The following is a 21,881-nucleotide window of genomic DNA, read 5'->3' as shown; positions in this document are numbered from 1 at the left end:
CCATGTCAGAGCAACTCTACGGCATTCATGCCGTAAAATCATTTTTAGATCGCACCCCCGAGCGTGTTATTGAAGTCTATGTATTAAAAGGTCGAGAAGATAAGCGTTTGCAGCCTTTATTAAATGATCTACACCGTTTGGGGATTTCTGTGCAATTTTTGAATCGCCAAGCGTTGGATAATAAAGCCAATGGCGAGGTGCATAACGGGATTATCGCGCGGGTACAACCCGCAAAAGAACTCAATGAACACGATCTTGAGCAAATTCTAGCCAATAAACCATCGCCATTATTATTGGTGCTAGACGGCATCACTGATCCCCATAACCTTGGTGCTTGTTTACGCACCGCCGATGCCGCTGGCGTGGATGCGGTGATTGTGCCTAAAGATAAATCAGCGCAGCTCACATCAATCGCGCGTAAAGTGGCGTGCGGTGCGGCAGAAGTGATTCCGCTCATTCGTGTCACCAATCTCGCACGCACCTTAAGAGAAATTCAACAAGCGCACAATGTTTGGGTTGTCGGCACCGCTGGCGAAGCAAGCGAAAATCTATACCAAACGAAATTAACAGGCGCAATCGCCCTTGTAATGGGCGCGGAAGGCGATGGAATGCGCCGTTTAACACGAGAATGTTGCGATCAATTAGTCAGCATTCCAATGGCGGGATCGGTATCATCATTGAATGTCTCCGTGGCAACAGGCGTATGTTTATTTGAAATCGTCAGACAGCGCACTCAAACGATAAACCAATAATAAAAATGGCTAAACTCTATTTCTACTATTCCACGATGAACGCAGGGAAATCCACCACCTTGCTACAATCGGCTTATAATTATAAAGAGCGCAATATGAATGTGCGCCTTTACACCGCTGCCATTGATGATCGCTTTGCAGTGGGGCAGATCACCTCACGCATTGGCATTAACCAGCCAGCGAATCTTTTCTCTGCCAGCACAAATTTCGAGCAAGACATTAGACAACATCACGCCCAAGAAAAACTCAGTTGTATCTTGGTGGATGAAGCGCAATTTCTAACGAAAGAGCAAGTTTATCAGCTGAGTGATGTGGTGGATAAATTATCGATCCCCGTGCTGTGCTACGGCATTCGCACAGATTTCCAAGGGAATTTATTTGAAGGCAGCCAATATTTGCTCGCTTGGGCGGATCAACTGGAAGAATTAAAAACCATTTGTGAATGCGGACGAAAGGCGAATTTCGTGGTGCGTTTAAATGCCAATGGCGAGGTCGTGAAAGACGGCGAGCAAATTCAAATTGGCGGCAACGAAAGCTATCTTTCCCTTTGCCGACAACATTTCAAACAAAAAATGGGCTGGTTATAGTCGTTATAACAAAAAGTGCGGTCAAAAAAATAAAAATTTTTGACCGCACTTTGGGCAAAATATAACGCAAGATTTAATTCATATAAGGCTGAACCGCATCTAAAAATGCTTGCTCAGACCAAACTTCTACGCCTAATTCTTGCGCTTTCGCCAGTTTAGAACCCGCAGAATCGCCTGCAATCACGATATGCGTTTTTGAGGAAACGCTGCCTGACACTTTGGCGCCAAGCTGTTGTAATAAGGCTTTGGCTTCATTGCGCCCCATTTGGCTAAGCGTTCCCGTCAACACAATGGTTTTGTCTTTAAATGGGTTTTCACCCACTTCTTGCACCGCCACATCGTCCCAATGAACGCCCTGCGCAATCAGATCATTCACCACATCTAAATTATGCTGTTCACGCCAAAAGGCTAAAATACGATTTGCTACGATATTGCCGACATCTGGCACCGCTTGTAATTGTTCCAAATCCGCTTGCTGAAGTGCGGTCAAATTTTTGAAAAAATTCGCCAAATTTAATGCCGTTGCTTCGCCCACATCACGGATTCCCAACGCAAAAATAAAACGGGCCAGCGTGGTTTTCTTCGCTTTTTCTAAGCTATCTAACGCTTTCTGCGCAGATTTTTCGCCCATTCGCTCAAGGCGCATTAAGGTGAGCAAATCCAATCTAAATAAATCCGCAGGGGTGTGAATCAGCTCGCGATCCACCAGCTGTTCGATTAATTTTGCGCCAACGCCGTCAATATCCATCGCCTTGCGCGAAACAAAATGTTTAAGGGATTCTTTGCGCTGCGCATCACAGAACAAACCGCCAGTGCAACGTGCCACTGCTTCGCCCTCAATGCGCGTGATCGCTGAGCCGCAAACAGGACAATTTTTAGGGAAGACTATTGGGCGAGCATTGGCTGGGCGGCGATCATGCAACACGCTGATAATTTGTGGGATCACATCGCCCGCACGGCGAATCACGACGGTGTCCCCAATGGCAATATTTAAGCGGGCAATTTCATCGCCGTTGTGCAAAGTGGCGTTGCTCACCGTAACGCCCGCAACAAAAACAGGTTTTAATTTAGCAACAGGCGTAATCGCCCCCGTGCGCCCCACTTGAAATTCCACATCATTCAAAATGGTCATTTCTTCTTGCGCAGGGAATTTGTAAGCAATCGCCCAACGTGGTGCTTTAGAAATAAAACCGAGTCTTTCTTGCAAGGGAATGCTATTAATTTTTAGCACGGTGCCATCAATGTCATAACCCAAATTAGGGCGTTTTTGCTGAATAGTGCGGTAAAATTTGAGCACGTTTTCTACGCCATCACAGAGCTGAATTTCTGGATTAACAGGAATCCCCAAGGATTTCAGCCATTGCAAACGCCCATAATGGGTATCAGGCAACTCCACCCCTTCGGCGACACCAATGCCATAGGCATTTAAGGTAAGCGGACGCTGACTAGTAATTTTAGGGTCTAACTGACGCAGTGAACCAGCCGCTGCATTGCGGGGATTAGCAAAGGTTTTTTCGCCCTTGGCTAACGCTGTTTCATTCAGTTTGTTAAAGCCTGCTTGCGGCATAAAGACTTCGCCACGCACTTCTAAGCGTGCGGGCGGATTATCGGTGAACAGCTGCAATGGAATGTTGCGAATGGTGCGGATATTTAAAGTAATATCTTCCCCTGTTGTGCCGTCGCCACGGGTTGCCGCTTGAGTTAGCACACCGTTCACATACAAAATACTCACCGCTAAACCATCTAATTTTGGCTCGCAGCAAAACTCTAATTTTTCGGGCAGCGCAATTAAACGGTCTTGGATACGTTTCACAAAGGCGTAAAATTCTTCATCAGAAAAAGCGTTATCCAACGATAGCATTGGAATTTCGTGAGTTACCTGTGCGAAGCTCGACAAGGGTTTCGCTCCCACTCGCTGAGTGGGCGAATCTGGCATGATTAATTCAGGGTGTTGTTGCTCTAGGGCTTTGAGTTGATGAAACAGGCGATCATATTCGCTATCTGGAATTTCGGGTGCATCCAGCACATGATATAAATATTCATGGTGGCGCAATGTTTTGCGTAACGTATTGATTTGGTTTGAAATATCAGTCATATAAAAAACTCTTATAAAATAAACCGCACTTTTAATTACTCAAAAGTGCGGTCAATATTGCGAATATTTTTGATTACACTCGGGCTAGATAATCTTCTTCGGCGTTGGCATCGAACTCTCGTTCATCATCGGTCAATACAAAGGCCTCAAGCTGTGTAGCGAGCGTTTTTGCCGCTTGGATCATCATCTTCAAATTCGTGCGATTGTTGCCCACAGACGGTAATTGCATATAAAGCACCACGCCCACGGTGGCAAATTCATGCATATTGTATGGGAATGTACCAGGTTGATTCACATTGGCTACGCTGAAAATCACTGGGCTGGCAACGGTTAAGTCCAAGTGGCGATGATAAATGCCGTCATGCCCCATAATAAAGCCTAAACTGTCTAAGGCTTGTGCCAACGCTGCACCTTGCAGCTGACGATTTTCAGCAGCAACGACATACAACATTACATAGCCTTCGGGCGAGCTTTCAACATTCTGCGTTTCTTGCGCCACGGGCTGAATCGGCTCAACAGGTTTTGGCTGTGAAATCGGTGAACTGATCGCGGCATCTTGCAATGAAATACGAATTTCAGGATTTGAGGAATTCACGCCGTCATCGATTTCTGCAAAGCTGGATAATTCATCTAAGCTGCGTTCCACAGGGTTTGCTGAAGGCTGTTTAATTTCTGGTTGATATTCATAATGAACAGGTGCATTCATTGCAGTGGTGGCCGCTGGAGCAGGTTCGGGTTGAATAGAAACGGTTGGCTGTTCATTAGGAAGAGTGATGCGAATCTCGTTCACAGATTGCGCCGATTGCGGTGCTGGTGAGTAGGCTTCAGCCGCTGTTTCTACATGCTGTTCTAACGTTTGTTGAACGGGCTGATTTTCTTGTTGCAATGCTTGCCCTTGCGGTTTCTGTGCGAAATCAGGGGTTGTCGTTTCTGCGGATTTTAAGGTAGTACGGGAACTCTCACGACTAAAGGTATTCACGTTGTCAAAATATAAGGATTTTTCACGGCGATTAGACCAAATCCCATGCCCAACTAAACCGATTAAGGCGATAATTCCTAGAATGATTAAAATAGTATTTAAATCCATTGCAACTTTTCCTTTTCTTAACAGCCTAAGCGACGCTAGCTTACCATATTTCAACAGATTATGGATCTTGAAATTTACAAAATTTGACCGCACTTTATGACGATGAGTTCAACCTAAACGGGAGAAAGAATGAGCACAGAAAAACAAGTAAAATCCGCTATACATTATTTTGTGATGGGTTGGCATTTGATTACACAGCAAGGCTTACGCCGCTTTGTGATTATGCCAATCCTATTAAATGTCCTACTTATGATCGGGCTATTTTGGCTGTTTATCAGCAAAATTGGTGACATCATCGATTGGGTTATGGCGTTCTTACCTGATTGGCTCGCTTGGATGAGTTCGCTCATGTTTATTGCGTCATTGGCAATGATTCTCACCGTATTTTATTTCTCTTTTACCATGCTTTCGGGCTTTATCGCTGCCCCTTTTAATGGCTTGCTCGCGGAAAAAGTAGAAAAAATGCTCACGGGCGAAGTGATGATCGACACCAATATTTCGGACTTTATCAAAGATGTGCCGCGAATGTTGGCACGCGAATGGCAAAAATTGGTTTATAGCCTACCCAAATATATCGTCTTGTTTTTATTTGGTTTTATGCCATATTTTGGCCAAACCGTTGTGCCGATTATTGTCTTTGTGTTTGGTGCATGGATGATGGCAATTCAATATTGCGACTACCCTTTTGATAATCACAAAATTTCTTTCCACAGTATGCGTTTTAAGCTTGCTCAAAATCGCACGCAAAGCTTGATATTTGGCGCATTAATCACTCTTTGCACATTAGTGCCGATTATTAATTTGGTGGTGATTCCTGTGGCTGTTTGTGGGGCAACGGCGATGTGGGTGGATACTTATCGGAAAGAATTGTATAACGGCTCTCGCAGCGAAAAAACGCAAAATTCGACCGCACTTTCGCCAGAATGGCGTGGCAATCAGCGCACAGATGTGGCGACAAGAAATAACAATGACATTGTCTCAAAATAACGCTTAGTTAAAGGCAAAACTGCCCTATTTTGATTTAGGCAAAGCGTTAAAACGCAAAAATAAGCTTAAATACAGGTGAGAATAAAATCTCACCTTTTTTATGCAATAAAGCGCACACCAGAGGCGGTCACTTCTAAAATCGAGGCGGTTTTGCCCCAATCCCCAAGCACAATGCGCTCAAAGTGCGGTGGAATTTGATGAATATTTTGGCGGTGAGTATGGCCATGAATCATTCGCTTTACGCCAAAACGTTGAAAAGTCTGTAACACAAATTCTGGGTTCACATCCATAATCATTTCGGTCTTTTTCAATTTATCTTTTTGGCTTTGTGCCCGAATTTTCTGCCCGATTTTTAACCGCACTTTTAACGGCAAGCGTAAAAACAACCACTGACGCCATTTTTGATGCACTTTCTGCCTAAATGCTTGATATTTCACATCATCAGTACACAAAGTATCGCCGTGGCAAATTAATGTTGGCTCGCCGTATAAATTCACCACTTCATAATCGCCCAACAGGGTTAATCCGCAGGCTTGAGCAAACTTTTTCCCGATGAGAAAATCGCGATTGCCATGAATAAAATAGCAAGGAACACCTTGTGATGAAACCCACTTGATCTGTTCGATCACGCTAGCAATCACGGGAGATTTTTCATCATCACCAATCCAAAAATCAAACAAATCGCCCAAAATATACAATGCCTGCGCCGCTGGGGCTTTCGTTTGCATAAAATCCACAAAAAGTGCGGTCAAATCTGGGCGATTTTCCGACAAATGCAGATCCGCAATAAAATAAGTTTTATTCATAAAATCATAATATTCCTAAATAATATTCTTAATATTCAAATGGCTTCCCTTTGAGCCTATCTAAGCGAGTTGAAACGGCGAACAAAATAAAAGTCATCAGCCAATAAAGTGAGCTAGCGGTTGTGCAAAAAAATTGGCTAATTTCATAAACAAAAGCACAATTCGCTATCATTGCAAATAGCAATCCCCGCCTAATTTCGCTATACTTTACCAAATTTCCAAAAGGACCTACAACTATGTTAAAACTACTCCGAATCATCATCGTAGTATTTTTGTGTATCGTTATTTGTATATTCGGTACAATTTATTCGTTAATTCGTTTCAAACACCCGAGTAATGCAGGTGTCGTGGCGCGTTGTTTTGGGCGCTTATACCCATTATTTGGGCTGCAAGTGGAACATCGCTTTGCTAAAGATGTGGATAAAGTGGGGCGTTGCATTTATATCGCCAATCACCAAAACAATTACGATATGGTGACCATTTCTTATATGATGATGCCACGCACGGTTACTGTGGGCAAAAAAAGCCTTATTTGGATCCCGTTTTTCGGTTTGCTTTATTGGATTACTGGCAACATTTTTATTGATCGTGAAAACCGTAGTAAAGCTCATAATACAATGGCAGAAGTGGCGAAACATATTATTAACGATAACGTAAGCATTTTTATGTTCCCAGAAGGTACTCGCAGCCGTGGGCGTGGCTTACTTCCATTTAAAACGGGGGCATTTCACACCGCACTTGCTGCGGGCGTGCCTGTTGTGCCTGTTATTTGTTCTAGCACCCACAATCAAATTGACTTAAATCGTTGGCATAACGGTAAAGTTATTTGTGAAATGATGGAGCCGATTGATAGTGCGCAATTTAGCAAAGATAACGTGCGTGCATTTGCTGAACATTGTCATCAAATTATGGCGCAACGTTTAGCCGAATTAGACGCAGAAATCGCGGCAGAAAAAGCATAAGGAAACACCTCAAGCTATGAATTCATCACGCCGCCAATTCTTTAAAAAAACGCTCATTGCCACCGCACTTACCGCATTGCCGACTGCGGTATTAGCGGCATCACGTCAGCCTTTAGCGATACCGCCACTGCTAGAAAGCCGCCGTGGCAAGCCTGTCTTTCTTGGATTTGAAAGTATCCAAACAAAATTGCTGAATAATAATTTGGTAGAAGTATGGGGCTTTAATGGGCAATACCTTGGCCCAACGGTGCGAGTGCGCAAAGGCGATTTTGTGAAAATGAATTATCGCAATAATTTGCCGCAATCTGTTGCTATCAATATTCAAGGTTTGCAAGCCAATAGCGACACGATGGGTGGCATCGGGCATAGCTTAAAAACGGGTGAAACCTGGTCGCCAATCGTGCCAATCACGCAATCGGCGGCGACTTGTTATTATCAATCTTGTTCATTGGCAAGCTCTGCTTATCAAAATTATCGCGGTTTGGTGGGATTTTGGATCATTGAAGATGACGAAAGCCGTAAAGTTCAGCTCCCCAATAAATATGGGGTGAACGATATTCCGCTCATCTTGCAAGATGTTCATTTGAATGACCAAGGCACCCAATTATTTTCGCAAAATCAACCGCACTTTTTAGGCGATCGCCTTTTTGTCAATGGACAAGAAGCGCCTTATTTAGATATTGCCCGAGGCTGGGTGCGTTTGCGTTTATTAAACGCTTCTCTCTCTCGCCACTACGAATTGCGCTTTGATGATGAACGTGAGTTTTTGTTAATCGCCAAAGAACAAGGTTTTTTAGCTGATCCTAAAACAATCAAATCGTTGTTGCTGGGCAGTGGTGAGCGTGCAGAAATTTTGGTGGATTTAAATGAAGGCGGCAATGCCACGCTCATTGCAGGAAAAAAACGCAATGTGTTCGATAAAATAAGTTTATTTTTTGATGGCGATGGTCAATTGGCAGACAATACGGTGTTAGAACTTCGCCCCGAGGGCTTGCTTTCTGCCTTTAACAACCAACCGAGCTATCAATTTAGCGATGTTGCCAGCTTGCCAAGCAACGTAACCAAAGAACGCGCGTTTCATATTGATAGTGAAAATGCGATGATTAATCAAAAACGCTTTGACCCACGCCGCATTGACGTGAACGCTCAGCAAGGTTCAGTAGAACGTTGGACGATAACAAGCAATGCCGCAACAGGGTTTCGCGTGCAAGGTGCGAAGTTCTTGGTGGAAAGCCAAAATGATCAAGCAACGGCTGCCAATGAATTAACTTGGCAAGATACCGTGTTGGTTAATAATAAAGCGGTGTTGCTAGTCAAATTTGATAATACAGCTTCCGCTACACAGCCTTTTATTTTTGGCTCCAGTGATTTAATGCAAGCGGATAAAGGCGCGATTGGCATGATGATCGTGCAATAAAACTCACTTTAAATACACTAAATGCAAAAGTGCGGTGAAAATTAACAAAATTTCACCGCACTTTTTTATTTTCAGAAATCAGGATGGTTTATTACTAAAATATCAGTCCCCAAACAGAAGAAATTGGCATAGCAATAAACAGCGCAGGCAACATATTCGCCACTTGGAAATTCTTAATTCCACAAATACGCAAGCCTGTTGCCACCATTAATACGCCACCTGCTGCGCCAAAATCCATACGCATTTCGGGGGTGATAAAAGGCAAAATAAACATCGCACAATAAGCCAATAACACTTGTAATATTGTTTGCGGCACGCATAAGGTGCTCACGGAAAAACCTAAGGTCGTGGCAAAAATAATTGCGGTGAAAAAATCTAAAAAGGCTTTAATCACTAAAATGCTGCTGTCCCCTGTAATGCCTTCATTCATTGAGCCGAAAATGCCTGTTCCGCTGAAAGAAAACAAAATCATTAACCCGACAAATTTTTGTAAAAATTCTTCATGTGAGTGTTCGCTAGATTGAGCGGGTGTGAATTTTTCAACCAGTTTTTTCGCCGATGCCGCAAGATGATTGATTCCATTTTCCAGTAAAATAAGCTCACCAATAATGGTTCCAAGCAACACAGAGAGCACCATCGCAGGCATACTATTGACTTTAGCGATAAGGGTAACGCCCATTGCCATCGAACAAAGCCCAAAAAGCAACGTTAAATTTGTGCGCAAACGTTCAGGCACGTGCCCACCTAGCAATGCGCCAATAATCCCGCCCGCGACAATTGCAGCCGCATTAATATAAGGACCAACTATCATTTCCACCTCAACACTCATATTGCATAACCTACATTTGGTAGGCTTAAATTGTTTGATATAAAAAGAAAGTGCGGTCAAAATTTTGTTATTTTTGACCGCACTTCATTGTACGCTGATTTTCCGATGATGAAAAATGCCTATTGAATTCTAAAACTCACTGGCACACTAATTTCGCTCGCCATACCTGCAGGTTTCGGCCCCACGGAACGGGCGGATCGCACGGCATCTAACGCTGAATTATCCAAATCTTCCGTCCCCGATGATTGAGCAACACGCGCGCCTGTTAAAGAACCATCGGCAGTGATGTTAAAGACCACAACCACCGTGCCTTGCTTGCGCATCATTCTCGCGCGTTGAGAATATTTTTTGTGGCGTTCAATTTCGCGGCGTATTTTAGATTTATAGGCAGCGATTTCTGAAGTATTTGTGCCATTGCCCGACATATTCGCATTCGTATTTGCTGAGTTAGCCGTAGATGTGGCTTGCGAATTAATATTGGCATTCCCTGCTTGCACCTTATCAGCCACCACCGCATTTGGATTTGGTGCAACTTTCGCCACGACTTTATCCGTTGGCTTTTTAACGGGTTCTTTTGGTTTTTCCTTCGGTTTTTCTTTCTTTTGTTCCTTAGGCTTTTCTTTTGGCTTATCCTTTGGTTTTTCCGCTTTTTTCGTTGGATCTGCCACCACTTCTTTTTTCTCAGCCTCTGGCTCTGCTTTTTTTGCAGTCTCTGGTTCTGGCGGTGCTGATTCAACCGTTGTCGCCATCATCATTTCCATGGAAATATTGGTAGAAAGCGTCTCTGCGCTGAAGCTATTGGCGGCATCATCTTCTTTTAGCGCAAAAAATAACGCAGAGGCTACGCCTACATGAAAAAACGCAGATCCGAAAAAACCAAACCATGAATTTTTCTTCATGCTATTGACCTTTGTCTTTCATGGTTACAATTGCCACGTTTTTAATTTCATTTTTTGCCATTAAATCCGTGATCGAGACAAAATCTTGAAATGAGGCTTCGGCATCCACTTTTAACGTCACTTTTTGTGCTTTATCCCAAGTAGCAATTTCTTGTTCTAATGCGGCTTTTTCAATGGGTTTATCATTGAAGAATAATTTTCCATCGTGAGTAACGGTGAGCAATTTAGCCAGATCATCGGATTTAAATGAGACAGTTTGTGAAGCCTTTGGCACATTAACTTGAATTTTGCCTTGCGAAATAAAAGAGGCGGTAATCAGCACAATCGCTAACAGCACCAACATAATATCGATGAAAGGAATAATATTAATTTCATCAAACTTTTTCATGGAAAGCTCCTTTTGTTTATCTTATGCACCAATATTTTTTGTGCTATTTAACGCTTTCCATTTTAAACGCTGAACTTCAACTTTACGCCCTAGTGCGCTATAAAACACCATTGACGGAATCGCCACTAAAATACCCACCGCTGTGGCTTTCAAAGCCAATGACAAATGCAGCATAATTGCGGCAGCATCAATATCCCCAGAAGAATTGCCCAAATCATAGAATGTCAGCAAAATTCCGATAACCGTTCCCAATAAACCAATATAAGGGGCATTTGCGCCAATGGTTGAGATCGTGGTTAAGTGGCGGTTCAGATCAATATCTAATTCATGAATATTGCTATAAGATTTTACTTTCACTCGTGTTAAGAAGATAAAACGTTCAATCACGAACCACAGCATAATAAAGCTCATTACGCCCAATAAACCGAGAATAATATAGTCACTGTATGCTTTTAAAAATTGAAATAACGCTGGCATTATACACCCTTACATAAATAAAATGGTTTCATTAATCTAATTGAGAATGAATTTCAATTAAGGCGAGAATTCTAGCAAATTTCAACTGTTGCGTAAACAAACTAAATCGTTTTTTCATAATACAGATCAAAAAGTGCGGTCAAAAAATAAGGCGTTTTTTAAAAACGCCTTATTTATTAACTGATCTAAATTAGAATTTATACGCTACGCTGATTTTGTAGTTACGACCTGGATCTAAATCAACCGAATCATAGTATTGAGTGCTTTGATCTTTATAGGCTTTGTTGAAGATGTTATCTACGCCAAATGTTAGCTCTAAGCCTTTAATTGGTTTAGGTTGCCAAGATACATAAGCATTGCTTACGGCATAACTACCTTTCGTGGTAATTGATGTTGCGTTAGTTGCATAAGCTAAACCGCGAACAAGCATAGTGTTCCAACCCATTTCAACACCAACACTTGGAATGCGATAATCTAAACCAAAGGTATAACGGTCGCCTGCGTCAGGGAATGCTACAAAGCCATTATCTTTTTGTTCACTACGAGCGCGAGCATAGCTAACACGCGCACTTAAATTATCAAACCAATAACGCGCTTGTGCTTCCACACCGTCTAATTTTACTTCACCAATATTTATATATAGACTACCTTGATTGCCAACAGGTAAAGATAAATTCATATTGTCGTAATCAGTGCGGAAATATTTTGCGGTTAATGACATACCATCGACATCAGAGAATACGCTACTGTGCGTATAATTAAATCCAATTTCTTTATTGTCACCACGGGTTGGTGATTCAGAACCTGTATAATAATAACCAGGTTTAACTAAGGCTAACTCACCAAAACCAGGACCTCTAAAGACTTCAGTATAATTAGCAAATAACGCCAAATCATCTGTCGCTAAGTATTTTAAGCCAAATGCTTTAGAAACACGATGATGGCTTTTGTCAGAATCAATTAGTGCAGCATGGTAATGATCAAAACGTACCCCTGGCGTAATAATAAAGTTACCAATACCGATTGCGTCTTCTAAATAAATGGACGTGGATGTTGCACGTTGTTTATAGTCAGGAGTATTACTTCTAGCGCTCGCATAACGCAATGCGGTTGTTTTATAAAACTCACTCCCCACTAATACGCTGTGATTCGTTACCCCTAAGTCAAAATCAGAACGGTTAGACAATGAACCGCCCGCTGTTTTAACATTAGTTTGTTTACGATTCATAGAAGAATTTTCTGTTTCGGTATAATAAGCATTCGCTTTGACGTTTACCCATTTGTTATCACTCGGATTATAACGATAATTCAACGTATAGGTATCACGTTCAATTTCAGAAGTAGCTCGTCCATGATTTTGCATACGATATCCATCTTGTCCAGGCGCTGGTACATCACCTAAACACATACCAAAGTTAGCACGATAACAGTTTACTGCCGTATTGTAATAATGTTCTGCGGAAACATTTACCCAGTGATTCTCACCGAAGTTATATTTTGCTTTGAATAGATAGTTTTGCGCTCTACCTTTATTTTCATTTTTAAGCCCATTACCGTCCTTACCATTTTCTTGATGACGATAATTGAAATAGCCTAATAAATCTAAATTGCCCGCACGCCCATATAACGTTGCCATTGCTTGATTAGAATCATCATTAGAGCCATAAGCATATTTAATTTTTGCGCCAATATTTTGACCATCTTCTAATAAATCGGCAGCATCTACGGTTTCAAACTTCATTGAACCGCCTAATGAACCCGCACCACTAGCGATAGAATTCGCGCCGACATCAATATCAACACGTTTTAAGATCTCTGGATCAATCCCGTAGTTACCCGAATGGTGGAATGAATAGCCTTCTTGGCGTGCGCCATCTACGGTAATATTGAGATATTCTTCACTAACACCACGGATGTTATAACGCTCTACAATTGAACGCGCGCCATTTACATTCACGCCCGGCACACCACGCAACACATCTGACATTTTGGTGGCTTGACGCACACGCACAACCCCTTTGGCTGATACATTTTCTTTTTGTGGTGAAAGATTATCACTCACCACATCAATGGTATCGAGTTGCTCTGCCGCTTGCACATTTAACGCGACAAAAACACTTAATGGCAATAATACAAACTGTGCCTTCTTCATAGACTGATTCCTTAAAATGACTAAAGACTAAATGAGGATGAATAAAAAATTACGAAATTTGATAAAGATTATCATTTATCTTTGCATTTTAAGTCAATAGAAAAGTTCAATTTTTTTATCGAGAAAATGATCTATTTTCTTCATTTAAGAAAAGCTGATAGAAAAATCAGGCAAAAGTGCGGTCAAAAAACAGAAAATTTTTAAAAAGAAAGGGCAAACCGATTGGCTGCCCTAGAATAGATAAAATTTAATGCTTAATCACGAAAGTTTTCAAACTGGAATGGTTGCCCTAGTTCTGCGCCTTTCACTAATTGGATGACTGCTTGCAAATCATCACGAGATTTTCCCGTTACTCGAACTTGTTCACCCTGAATTTGAGTTTGCACTTTTAGTTTGCTGTCTTTAATTAACTTGGTGATTTTCTTCGCTGTTTCCGTTTCAATGCCTTGTTTTAACTTCACCTCTTTACTATAAAGTTTGCCGTGGTGTTCACTTTCTGTGGGGATATCCAATGACGTGCTGTCAATCCCACGTTTTACACAAGAGCCAATTAAAATCTCAATCAGCTGTTCCAATTGGAAATCCGATTCCGTCGTCAGTTTGATGCTTTCATTTTTCTCATTTAATTCAATCACCGCTTCCACGCCACGAAAATCATAACGTGTACTCAACACACGGTTGGCATTTTCCACCGCATTGCGCACTTCATGCATAGTAATTTCTGAAACAATATCAAATGATGGCATTATTTTCTCCTTATTTTTCAATCTGTTGAATTTGATCATTGGCGCTGAGCAAACAGAGCAAGCCAGTTAAGTTGGCAAAGTTTACCACAACTTGCGCCTGTTGTTGCACTTTTGGTTTAGCATGAAAAGCCGCGCCCAAATCTGCCACCGCCATCATCGCCAAATCATTGGCGCCATCTCCGATAGCGACTGTATTTTCGGGGGCAATACCAAATTCTCGCGCCAAACGTTGTAGCGTATCGGCTTTATATTGCGCGTGCACAATATCCCCTTTCACATTTCCCGTTAGCGTGCCGTCAATAATTTCAAATTGGTTTGATACCGCGGCATCTAATTCAAGCGTTTCTTTGAGATAATCCGCAAAATAGGTGAAGCCGCCAGAGGCAATGGCAGTTTTCCAGCCATAGTTTTTCAATTCGACAATCGTTTCTTGCAAGCCGTCCATTAAAGGTAAATTCTCTCGCACTTGCGCTAAAATGCTTTCTGGTGCGCCTTTTAACGTGCCTACTCGGCGCCGTAAGCTCTGTTCAAAATCCAATTCGCCACGCATAGCTGCTGCCGTGATCGCTGAAACTTTATCGCCCGTGCCAGCCAATTTGGCGATTTCATCAATGCACTCAATTTGAATCGCTGTGCTGTCCATATCCATCACTAGCAAGCCTGATTGGCTTAAGCGAGCATTAAAATTGATCACCGCTGCATCTAAACCCAGTTGATGAGCAAGTGAAATTTGTTGCGCCGAAAACTTACCTTTGACGAGCACCACCACATTTTCTACGACTTGCCAGCAGCTTAAAATTTCAAAATTTTGACCGCACTTTGTATGAAATTGCGCTAATGTGTCTGCATTCAATTGCGTGCCAAATAAAATGGAATAGCCTTGACGTGCGGGCAGCGGTTGTTGCGCAGAAAGTGCGGTCGGAAATAGCGAATATTTTTGAAGAATACTTTGCATGGATGATCCTTTCAGAAAAATAATGGTACAATCATACATCATTCTATTTAGGATAGGAAAATAACTTGCAAATTCTGCGTGAAAAAATGGCGAAATCCGCCCTATTTGCTAGCATTGTCGTGCTTTGTATTACAGCGCTTGGCGTCATTCTCTTTGGCGTAAAACAGTTTCAGATTGGCTCACAGTTAGCAAGTGTTAACCAAGTGGCAAATTTATCCCATTTATTAGTGCGCCAGCAAACCACCTTGCTATCTATGCTGTTGGTGAATAATGCGCAAACAGAAAAGCTCACGGAAAGTTTAGATAATCTCGCCAAAGAAATATTTATTATTGATGCAACGCTTTACGGTGCCAATGGCGAATTGTTAGCGCAAAGCCAAAATAGCCAAAATCTGCGCGCCCAATTAGGCTTAGAACAAAACACCGCGCCCCACCACCAACAAATTGTGGAGCCGATTTATTCCAATAATGGTGTGGAAGGATTTCTGCGGGTAACTTTCGATAGCAAATACGGGCAAACCACGCAAAGCAAAATCAATCAATTATTTCATCAATTATATGGTGAACTCATTGTGGTATTTTTAGCCGGCGTGCTCCTTGCTAGCTCGTTACATTACTTTCTCAGCCACTATCGCCGTGCGCACCGTTCAAAAGAAAATCGCAGCAATCATCAAACAGTGAAAAACACGACGACCAATCGTGCGCTTGCTTTTCATCGCCGCCGCAGACGGATTTAAGGAAACAAAAAACCGCACTTCAAAAAAGTGCGGTTAATTTTTATTCTAATCTGAAATTATGCTAATTTTTTGATTTGAGCAGCTAATTTAGATTTGTGGTTTGCAGCTTTGTTCGCGTGGATTAAGCCTTTAGACGCCATACGGTCTACCACTTTTTGCATTTCTACGAATGCTGTTTCTGCTGTTGCTTTTTCGCCTGCTGCTACTGCTGCGTAAACTTTTTTGATGTAAGTACGCATCATTGAGCGTTGACTTGCGTTGTGTTGACGGCGTTTTTCAGATTGAATCGCACGTTTTTTTGCTGACTTGATATTAGCCAAGGTCAAACTCCTAAAAATTTATTAAATTAACTAATTGAAAATATGTTGATTTTCGGTGAGACACAACCGAATGTTTCCACCGTTTTAAGGGGTCGCATTAAGCCATTCGCGACGAGATCAACGATGTGCACGAGATTTTATCAGTTTTTTCCGCTAGAATATAGCGTAAATATGAAATTTCTATAAAATTAACGCAATTTTCTTTTCCATAGGTCAAAATTTTGAGTAAACGACTTCTTAAATCGGGCATTATTGTCAGCTCGATGACTTTGCTTTCACGCGTATTAGGCTTAGTACGCGATGTGGTTATCGCCAATATTATTGGTGCAGGCGCCGCGGCGGATATCTTTTTATTTGCCAACCGCATTCCTAATTTTTTACGTCGTTTATTCGCAGAAGGGGCGTTTTCACAAGCTTTCGTGCCTGTGCTTGCCGAATATCAAAAATCGGGCGATATGGACAAAACTCGTGAATTTATCGCCAAAGTGTCAGGCACGTTAGGCGGACTTGTTACCATTGTTACGCTAGTTGCAATGGTGGCATCGCCTGTGGTTGCGGCGATTTTTGGTACGGGCTGGTTCATGGATTGGCTTAACGATGGTGAAAATGCGCATAAATTTGAGCAGGCGTCGTTGTTGCTCAAGATCACCTTTCCTTATTTATGGTTTATCACTTTTGTCGCCCTATCTGGCGCCATTTTAAATACCTTAGGCAAGTTTGGCGTGATGTCATTCTCGCCGGTTTTACTCAATATTGCGATGATTTCCACCGCACTTTTGCTTGCACCACAGATGAATGATCCCGATTTGGCGTTAGCCATTGGTATTTTTATGGGTGGGTTGTTGCAGTTTTTATTCCAAATTCCGTTTTTAAAGAAAGCGGGATTGTTGGTCAAACCCAAGTGGGCGTGGAATGATGTGGGGGTGAAAAAGATCCGCACGTTGATGATCCCTGCATTATTTGGTGTTTCCGTGAGCCAAATTAATTTATTACTCGACACCTTTATCGCCAGTTTCTTAATGACAGGCTCAATTAGCTGGCTTTACTATTCAGATCGTTTATTGGAATTTCCGCTCGGCTTGTTTGGGATTGCGATTTCAACGGTGATTCTCCCAACGCTCGCTCGCCAACATGTGAATAAAAGCGATAATCCAAACAGCGCGACCGATTTTCATCGCACGATGGATTGGGGTGTACGGATGATTTTATTGCTCGGTGTTCCTGCGATGATTGGTATTGCCGTGCTCGCCGAACCTATGTTAATTACGCTCTTTATGCGTGGCGAATTTTCCCTTTCAGATGTACAAGCCGCCGCACTTTCGCTTTGGGCATTTAACGCGGGCTTGCTCAGTTTTATGCTCATCAAAATTCTTGCCAATGGTTATTACGCACGCCAAGACACCAAAACCCCCGTGAAAATTGGTATCATCGCGATGGTCTGCAATATGGGCTTTAACATTCTCGCCTTTTGGTTTAGCTATGTTGGCTTGGCAATGGCATCAGCAATGTCGGCAACCTTAAATGCCTTTTTGCTCTACCGTGGTTTAGCTAAAGGCGATGTCTATCATTTCAGTCGCCAAAGTGCGGTCTTTTTTCTCAAAGTTTTGATCGCCGCGGTCATTATGGGCGCATTGGTGTGGCACTTCTGCCCTAGCCTTGATGCTTGGAATGCAATGAGTTTCCTTAAACGTGTACATTGGCTGGTTTGGTTAATCGCTACGGCGGCGGTGAGCTATTTAACGGTGCTGTTTTTATTGAGAATAAGAAAAGAAGATTTACTCGCACGCAGATAAAACAATCCCACGTTCAAGACGTGGGATTTTTGTTTATTTACCGATACAAAATGAGCTAAATATATTGCTCAGCAAATCATCGGATGTGAATTGCCCCGTGATTTCACTGAGATAGTTTTGCGCTCTACGCAATTCTTCTGCCAATAATTCGCCTGCATGGAATTGGGTAAGCTGAACATGCCCTATTTGTAAGTGTTCAGCGGCATATTCTAAGGCTTCTAAATGACGGCGGCGTGCCAAAAAACCGCCCTCTACGCCAGTTTGATAGCCGATAGATTGTTTTAAGTGTTCACGCAATAAATCCACGCCTTGTTGGGTTTGCGCAGATAATCGGATCACCACCGAACCGTCCTGTTGTTCTATGCTTTCTCGCTCACCGCTCAAATCTGATTTATTACGCACAATGGTTACGGGAATATTATTCGGTAATTTCTCCAAAAATTCTGACCGCACTTTTTCCAGATTTTGGCTATCAGGATCAGTGCTATCTAGCATCAAAATCACCAAATCCGCTTGCTCAATTTCATGCCATGCGCGAGTGATACCAATGCGCTCGACTTCATCGGTGGCATCACGCAATCCTGCAGTGTCGATAATGTGCAACGGCATACCGTCAATGTGGATATGTTCGCGCAGCACATCTCGAGTCGTGCCAGCGATATTGGTGACAATCGCTGCTTCTCGCCCTGCAAGAGCATTTAACAAGCTAGATTTTCCAGCATTCGGACGACCGGCAATCACCACTTTCATGCCCTCACGCAAAATTGAACCCTGTTTGGCTTCAGAGCGCACTTTATCCAATTGAGCAATAATCTCATTTAAATGTCCTTCAATTTTGCCGTCTGCCAAGAAATCAATTTCTTCATCAGGGAAATCAATCGCAGCTTCGACATAGGTGCGTAAGTAAATCACTTGCTCCACCAATTGATTCACTTTATTAGAAAATTCACCTTGCAAAGACTTTAAGGCAGAACGAGCCGCTTGTTCAGAAGTCGCATCAATTAAATCCGCAATCGCTTCGGCTTGTGCCAAATCTAGTTTATCATTCAAAAATGCCTGTTCAGAAAATTCCCCCGGACGGGCAAGGCGAATGCCTTTCACCTGTAAAATTCGTTTGAGCAAAAGATCCAACACCACTTGACCGCCATGCCCTTGGAATTCCACGACATCTTCCCCTGTAAAAGAATTGGGGGCTTTAAAATAAAGTGCGATTCCTTGATCCAAAACAGTGCCATCTGCATCTTTAAAGGGCAAATAATTGGCTAAACGTGGCTTTAATTCTTTGCCCACAACAGCTTTTGCCACTTCGGTCGCTAGCGGCCCCGATACACGCAAAATACCAACACCGCCACGGCCGATGGGCGTGGCTTGGGCAACAATCGTATCCTTTGTAAAATCTGTCATAAAATTATCCTAAAAATGACCGCACTTTTATCCAGTGCGCTAATCAATCTTCATTGACGACTAAAAATAAAAGGTATCACTAGGATACCTTTTATTCCGAACTCATTCATTATTTCTTACGGCTATGTAAACCTTTTTTCTCTAATCCGCGGTAGATAAGTTGTTGCTGGATGATGGTAATCAGGTTTGATACTAACCAATATAATACCAAGCCAGCAGGGAACCATAAGAAGAATACGGTAAAGACAACAGGCATGAATGTCATAATTTTTTGTTGCATAGGGTCAGCCACAGGTGTTGGCGACATTTTTTGCAACAAGAACATTGAACCACCCATTAATAGCGGAAGAATATAGTAAGGATCTTGTGCGGATAAATCTTGGATCCAGCCAAAGAATGGCGCATGACGCAATTCAACCGCTTCCATAAACGTCCAATAAAGGGCGATGAAAATTGGCATTTGAATTAATAATGGAAGACAGCCACCCAATGGGTTCACTTTTTCTTCTTTATACAATTTCATCATTTCTTGGCTCATACGTTGACGATCATCGCCAAAACGTTCACGCATTTCTTGCAATTTTGGTTGCAACATACGCATTTTTGCCATTGAAGTATATTGCGCTTTGGTTAATGGATAAAGCAATCCTTTAACGATAAGCGTTACCCCAATGATAGCCAGACCCCAGTTTTTCACTAAGTCGTGAATATGCGTTAATAACCAGAATAACGGTTTAGCAATAAACCACGCCCAACCATAATCCACAGTTAAGTCTAAATGGTTTGCCACGGCCCCCATTTGCTCTTGTAATTTAGGGCCAGTCCACAATGAACTGTTAATGCTTTTGCTTTCGCCTGGTTGCACTGTTGTAACAGGGCCGCGATAGCCGATGAATCCAACGCCATTGTTCGTGCTAGTGTAAAGCTGATTATCCACATCTTGGCTTGGAATCCATGCAGATACGAAGTAGTGCTGTAATACTGCCACCCAACCTGCTTTGGTATCAATGGAAAGGTTTGCTTTTTTCATTTCATCGAAACTGTATTTTTTATAATTAGTTTCTGAAGATGAATATGCACCACCAGTATAAGTTGGCATTGCGATGTGGCCAGAGCTTTCTACTAAATTATGTTTTAATTGACCATAAGGCTGTACTTCAATCGCTGCTGCGCCATTATTTTGAATTTCATAATTCACCGCTACATCATAAGCGCCACGTTTAAGTACGAAAACTTTACGGTAAGTAACTCCATCTTTTTCAAATGTGAGTGGCACACGCAATTCGTTTTGACCGTCGGCTAAAACAAAATTATCGCCATCCACTTGATAAGCGGCACGACCAGCAGCGCTGTCAATACCATCTTTACCCACTAAGCCACTTTGAGCGATATAGGTTTTACCATTTTGATTGTCCAACAAAGTAAAACGCGCTTCACTGTTCAATTCTTGAGCGTAATTTAACAGTTCACTTTCCACAACATCGCCACCTAATGTGTCAATTTTTAAGCGGAATACATCATTGGCAACGGTAATTACACGACCTTTTGCTTCGCTATCTGGCGTTGCAGTGTTCGCAGTTGGACTGCTTGGCGTATCCGTTGAAGATTGCGTTACATTTGTTTGTGCAACAGCAGGTTTCGGCGCTTTGTCGATTTCCCATTGTTGATAAACAAGGAACGAGATGAAAAGTAGAGCTAGTGCTAATAAGCCACGACTTGAATTCATTGGTTGTTCTCTTTATGGTTATGGTTTTTCGGTGGCACAGGATCGTATCCACCTTCATGCAAAGGGTGACATTTTAATACACGTTTAAGCGTAAGCCAACTACCTTTTAATGCGCCATGCGTTTTTATCGCCTCAAGCCCATAACAAGAGCAAGTGGGCACAAAACGACAGCGCGGTGCCATCATCGGACTGATAAAAATTTGATAGCCTCGAATGAGCTTAATTAGGATCTGTTCGCCAAGCGAATGTGACGTTGCCATAATTTACTCAATGTTTGGCTGAAAGTGCGGTTATCTAACTTGCCAATTCCTGCTTTCGCCACGATTACAAAATCACAATGCGGCAATTCATGTTGCAATAAGCGGAAACTTTCACGGCATAAACGTTTAATTCGATTACGTTCATGAGCGCGTTTCAAGTGCTTTTTGGCAACAGTTAAGCCAAGGCGTGGATGAGATAGAGAATTGGGACGAGCCAATATGGTGACTTCAGGTGTAGATGCACGCTGTGGGTCTTGAAAGACGTATTTGAAATGTTCAGGGGCTAACAAACGTAGCCCCCGATGAAAAGTTAAGTCTTGCTTATTCACAAGCGTTGCGAATTAAGCTGATAAACTTTTACGACCTTTAGCACGACGACGAGCTAAAACTTGACGGCCGTTTTTAGTTGCCATACGCGCACGGAAACCGTGAGTACGACTACGTTTTAATACAGATGGTTGAAATGTACGTTTCATATTAAATCTACCTAAATCAAAAAATG

At 42.3% G+C, this 21,881-nt stretch carries 23 protein-coding genes; 7 read left to right on the top strand and 16 right to left on the bottom strand.

Annotated elements, in window-relative coordinates; translation table 11 throughout:
• The first annotated feature begins 2 nt into the window (after positions 1-2).
• Complete coding sequence (rlmB, locus tag C8D76_RS02460) at positions 3-752, top strand: 23S rRNA (guanosine(2251)-2'-O)-methyltransferase RlmB (RefSeq protein ID WP_116631241.1); 750 nt, start codon at positions 3-5, stop codon at positions 750-752.
• Positions 753-757: 5 nt separating this feature from the next.
• Entirely contained in the window at positions 758-1,339 is a 582-nt protein-coding gene (locus C8D76_RS02455; RefSeq protein ID WP_116631240.1) for a thymidine kinase, read from the top strand.
• A gap of 73 nt (positions 1,340-1,412) precedes the next feature.
• On the opposite strand, the gene ligA is transcribed toward C8D76_RS02455, so the two are convergent.
• The gene (gene ligA, locus C8D76_RS02450; protein WP_116631239.1) at positions 1,413-3,434 is read right to left on the bottom strand and encodes an NAD-dependent DNA ligase LigA; all 2,022 of its coding nucleotides are present in this window, start codon (positions 3,432-3,434) and stop codon (positions 1,413-1,415) included.
• 73 nt (positions 3,435-3,507) lie between these two features.
• On the bottom strand, positions 3,508-4,521 hold the full coding sequence (zipA, locus tag C8D76_RS02445) for a cell division protein ZipA (RefSeq protein WP_116631238.1): 1,014 nt from the start codon (positions 4,519-4,521) through the stop codon (positions 3,508-3,510).
• A gap of 129 nt (positions 4,522-4,650) precedes the next feature.
• Here zipA and cysZ point away from each other — a divergent pair, with 129 nt between their 5' ends.
• Positions 4,651-5,508, top strand: a complete 858-nt coding sequence (gene cysZ / locus C8D76_RS02440; RefSeq protein ID WP_116631237.1) for a sulfate transporter CysZ — start codon at positions 4,651-4,653, stop codon at positions 5,506-5,508.
• A 98-nt stretch (positions 5,509-5,606) separates the two neighbouring features.
• Here the strand turns inward: cysZ and lpxH are convergent, their stop codons facing one another.
• Positions 5,607-6,314, bottom strand: a complete 708-nt coding sequence (gene lpxH / locus C8D76_RS02435) for a UDP-2,3-diacylglucosamine diphosphatase (RefSeq protein ID WP_116631236.1) — start codon at positions 6,312-6,314, stop codon at positions 5,607-5,609.
• A 236-nt stretch (positions 6,315-6,550) separates the two neighbouring features.
• Here lpxH and C8D76_RS02430 point away from each other — a divergent pair, with 236 nt between their 5' ends.
• Positions 6,551-7,276, top strand: coding sequence for a 1-acylglycerol-3-phosphate O-acyltransferase (locus C8D76_RS02430; RefSeq protein ID WP_116631235.1), 726 nt, complete (start codon positions 6,551-6,553; stop codon positions 7,274-7,276).
• Between the two features lie 16 nt (positions 7,277-7,292).
• The gene (locus tag C8D76_RS02425) at positions 7,293-8,693 is read left to right on the top strand and encodes a multicopper oxidase domain-containing protein (protein ID WP_116631234.1); all 1,401 of its coding nucleotides are present in this window, start codon (positions 7,293-7,295) and stop codon (positions 8,691-8,693) included.
• Between the two features lie 94 nt (positions 8,694-8,787).
• Here the strand turns inward: C8D76_RS02425 and C8D76_RS02420 are convergent, their stop codons facing one another.
• The 7 genes from C8D76_RS02420 to serB form a co-directional block, all read right to left on the bottom strand.
• Entirely contained in the window at positions 8,788-9,504 is a 717-nt protein-coding gene (locus C8D76_RS02420) for a DUF554 domain-containing protein (protein ID WP_116631310.1), read from the bottom strand.
• Between the two features lie 137 nt (positions 9,505-9,641).
• Positions 9,642-10,421, bottom strand: a complete 780-nt coding sequence (locus tag C8D76_RS02415) for a TonB family protein (protein ID WP_116631233.1) — start codon at positions 10,419-10,421, stop codon at positions 9,642-9,644.
• A 1-nt stretch (position 10,422) separates the two neighbouring features.
• Complete coding sequence (exbD, locus tag C8D76_RS02410) at positions 10,423-10,809, bottom strand: TonB system transport protein ExbD (RefSeq protein ID WP_116631232.1); 387 nt, start codon at positions 10,807-10,809, stop codon at positions 10,423-10,425.
• A 21-nt stretch (positions 10,810-10,830) separates the two neighbouring features.
• Positions 10,831-11,286, bottom strand: coding sequence for a TonB-system energizer ExbB (gene exbB, locus C8D76_RS02405; RefSeq protein ID WP_116631231.1), 456 nt, complete (start codon positions 11,284-11,286; stop codon positions 10,831-10,833).
• A 190-nt stretch (positions 11,287-11,476) separates the two neighbouring features.
• Complete coding sequence (locus C8D76_RS02400) at positions 11,477-13,438, bottom strand: TonB-dependent receptor domain-containing protein (protein WP_116631230.1); 1,962 nt, start codon at positions 13,436-13,438, stop codon at positions 11,477-11,479.
• Between the two features lie 254 nt (positions 13,439-13,692).
• Positions 13,693-14,184, bottom strand: a complete 492-nt coding sequence (locus C8D76_RS02395) for a YajQ family cyclic di-GMP-binding protein (RefSeq protein WP_116631229.1) — start codon at positions 14,182-14,184, stop codon at positions 13,693-13,695.
• A 10-nt stretch (positions 14,185-14,194) separates the two neighbouring features.
• Positions 14,195-15,154 (bottom strand): phosphoserine phosphatase, encoded by a 960-nt coding sequence (gene serB, locus C8D76_RS02390; protein ID WP_423802738.1) that lies wholly within the window; start codon positions 15,152-15,154, stop codon positions 14,195-14,197.
• Positions 15,155-15,204: 50 nt separating this feature from the next.
• Between serB and C8D76_RS02385 the strand changes: the two genes are divergently transcribed.
• Positions 15,205-15,876 carry a YtjB family periplasmic protein gene (locus C8D76_RS02385; RefSeq protein ID WP_116631227.1) on the top strand — a complete coding sequence of 224 codons (672 nt, stop codon included), beginning with the start codon at positions 15,205-15,207 and terminating at the stop codon, positions 15,874-15,876.
• A 56-nt stretch (positions 15,877-15,932) separates the two neighbouring features.
• Here the strand turns inward: C8D76_RS02385 and rpsT are convergent, their stop codons facing one another.
• Positions 15,933-16,196 (bottom strand): 30S ribosomal protein S20, encoded by a 264-nt coding sequence (rpsT, locus tag C8D76_RS02380; protein WP_116631226.1) that lies wholly within the window; start codon positions 16,194-16,196, stop codon positions 15,933-15,935.
• Positions 16,197-16,417: 221 nt separating this feature from the next.
• On the opposite strand from rpsT, the gene murJ reads away from it, so the two are divergent.
• Positions 16,418-17,989, top strand: a complete 1,572-nt coding sequence (gene murJ, locus C8D76_RS02375) for a murein biosynthesis integral membrane protein MurJ (protein ID WP_116631225.1) — start codon at positions 16,418-16,420, stop codon at positions 17,987-17,989.
• 33 nt (positions 17,990-18,022) lie between these two features.
• Here murJ and mnmE read toward each other — a convergent pair whose 3' ends face one another.
• The 5 genes from mnmE to rpmH form a co-directional block, all read right to left on the bottom strand.
• Entirely contained in the window at positions 18,023-19,393 is a 1,371-nt protein-coding gene (mnmE, locus tag C8D76_RS02370) for a tRNA uridine-5-carboxymethylaminomethyl(34) synthesis GTPase MnmE (RefSeq protein WP_116631224.1), read from the bottom strand.
• 109 nt (positions 19,394-19,502) lie between these two features.
• Positions 19,503-21,119 carry a membrane protein insertase YidC gene (gene yidC / locus C8D76_RS02365; protein WP_116631223.1) on the bottom strand — a complete coding sequence of 539 codons (1,617 nt, stop codon included), beginning with the start codon at positions 21,117-21,119 and terminating at the stop codon, positions 19,503-19,505.
• On the bottom strand, positions 21,116-21,379 hold the full coding sequence (gene yidD / locus C8D76_RS02360; protein WP_116631222.1) for a membrane protein insertion efficiency factor YidD: 264 nt from the start codon (positions 21,377-21,379) through the stop codon (positions 21,116-21,118). Before yidD ends, yidC begins: the two co-directional genes overlap by 4 nt.
• Positions 21,343-21,708 carry a ribonuclease P protein component gene (rnpA, locus tag C8D76_RS02355; protein ID WP_116631221.1) on the bottom strand — a complete coding sequence of 122 codons (366 nt, stop codon included), beginning with the start codon at positions 21,706-21,708 and terminating at the stop codon, positions 21,343-21,345. Before rnpA ends, yidD begins: the two co-directional genes overlap by 37 nt.
• A 12-nt stretch (positions 21,709-21,720) precedes the next feature.
• Positions 21,721-21,855 (bottom strand): 50S ribosomal protein L34, encoded by a 135-nt coding sequence (rpmH, locus tag C8D76_RS02350; protein WP_005539760.1) that lies wholly within the window; start codon positions 21,853-21,855, stop codon positions 21,721-21,723.
• Positions 21,856-21,881 lie beyond the last annotated feature (26 nt).

The sequence above is a fragment of the Alitibacter langaaensis DSM 22999 genome (genome assembly GCF_003096995.1).
Taxonomy (GTDB): Bacteria; Pseudomonadota; Gammaproteobacteria; order Enterobacterales; family Pasteurellaceae; genus Exercitatus; species Exercitatus langaaensis.
Note: the sequence above shows the minus strand (reverse complement) of the source record. Positions and strands in the feature narration are given on the sequence as shown.

Coding starts and splice junctions, on each gene's coding strand:
- rlmB (WP_116631241.1), top strand. CDS start 3: ATGTCAGAGCAACTCTACGGCATTCATGCCGTAAAATCATTTTTAGAT.
- C8D76_RS02455 (WP_116631240.1), top strand. CDS start 758: ATGGCTAAACTCTATTTCTACTATTCCACGATGAACGCAGGGAAATCC.
- ligA (WP_116631239.1), bottom strand. CDS start 3,434: ATGACTGATATTTCAAACCAAATCAATACGTTACGCAAAACATTGCGC.
- zipA (WP_116631238.1), bottom strand. CDS start 4,521: ATGGATTTAAATACTATTTTAATCATTCTAGGAATTATCGCCTTAATC.
- cysZ (WP_116631237.1), top strand. CDS start 4,651: ATGAGCACAGAAAAACAAGTAAAATCCGCTATACATTATTTTGTGATG.
- lpxH (WP_116631236.1), bottom strand. CDS start 6,314: ATGAATAAAACTTATTTTATTGCGGATCTGCATTTGTCGGAAAATCGC.
- C8D76_RS02430 (WP_116631235.1), top strand. CDS start 6,551: ATGTTAAAACTACTCCGAATCATCATCGTAGTATTTTTGTGTATCGTT.
- C8D76_RS02425 (WP_116631234.1), top strand. CDS start 7,293: ATGAATTCATCACGCCGCCAATTCTTTAAAAAAACGCTCATTGCCACC.
- C8D76_RS02420 (WP_116631310.1), bottom strand. CDS start 9,504: ATGATAGTTGGTCCTTATATTAATGCGGCTGCAATTGTCGCGGGCGGG.
- C8D76_RS02415 (WP_116631233.1), bottom strand. CDS start 10,421: ATGAAGAAAAATTCATGGTTTGGTTTTTTCGGATCTGCGTTTTTTCAT.
- exbD (WP_116631232.1), bottom strand. CDS start 10,809: ATGAAAAAGTTTGATGAAATTAATATTATTCCTTTCATCGATATTATG.
- exbB (WP_116631231.1), bottom strand. CDS start 11,286: ATGCCAGCGTTATTTCAATTTTTAAAAGCATACAGTGACTATATTATT.
- C8D76_RS02400 (WP_116631230.1), bottom strand. CDS start 13,438: ATGAAGAAGGCACAGTTTGTATTATTGCCATTAAGTGTTTTTGTCGCG.
- C8D76_RS02395 (WP_116631229.1), bottom strand. CDS start 14,184: ATGCCATCATTTGATATTGTTTCAGAAATTACTATGCATGAAGTGCGC.
- mnmE (WP_116631224.1), bottom strand. CDS start 19,393: ATGACAGATTTTACAAAGGATACGATTGTTGCCCAAGCCACGCCCATC.
- yidC (WP_116631223.1), bottom strand. CDS start 21,119: ATGAATTCAAGTCGTGGCTTATTAGCACTAGCTCTACTTTTCATCTCG.
- yidD (WP_116631222.1), bottom strand. CDS start 21,379: ATGGCAACGTCACATTCGCTTGGCGAACAGATCCTAATTAAGCTCATT.
- rpmH (WP_005539760.1), bottom strand. CDS start 21,855: ATGAAACGTACATTTCAACCATCTGTATTAAAACGTAGTCGTACTCAC.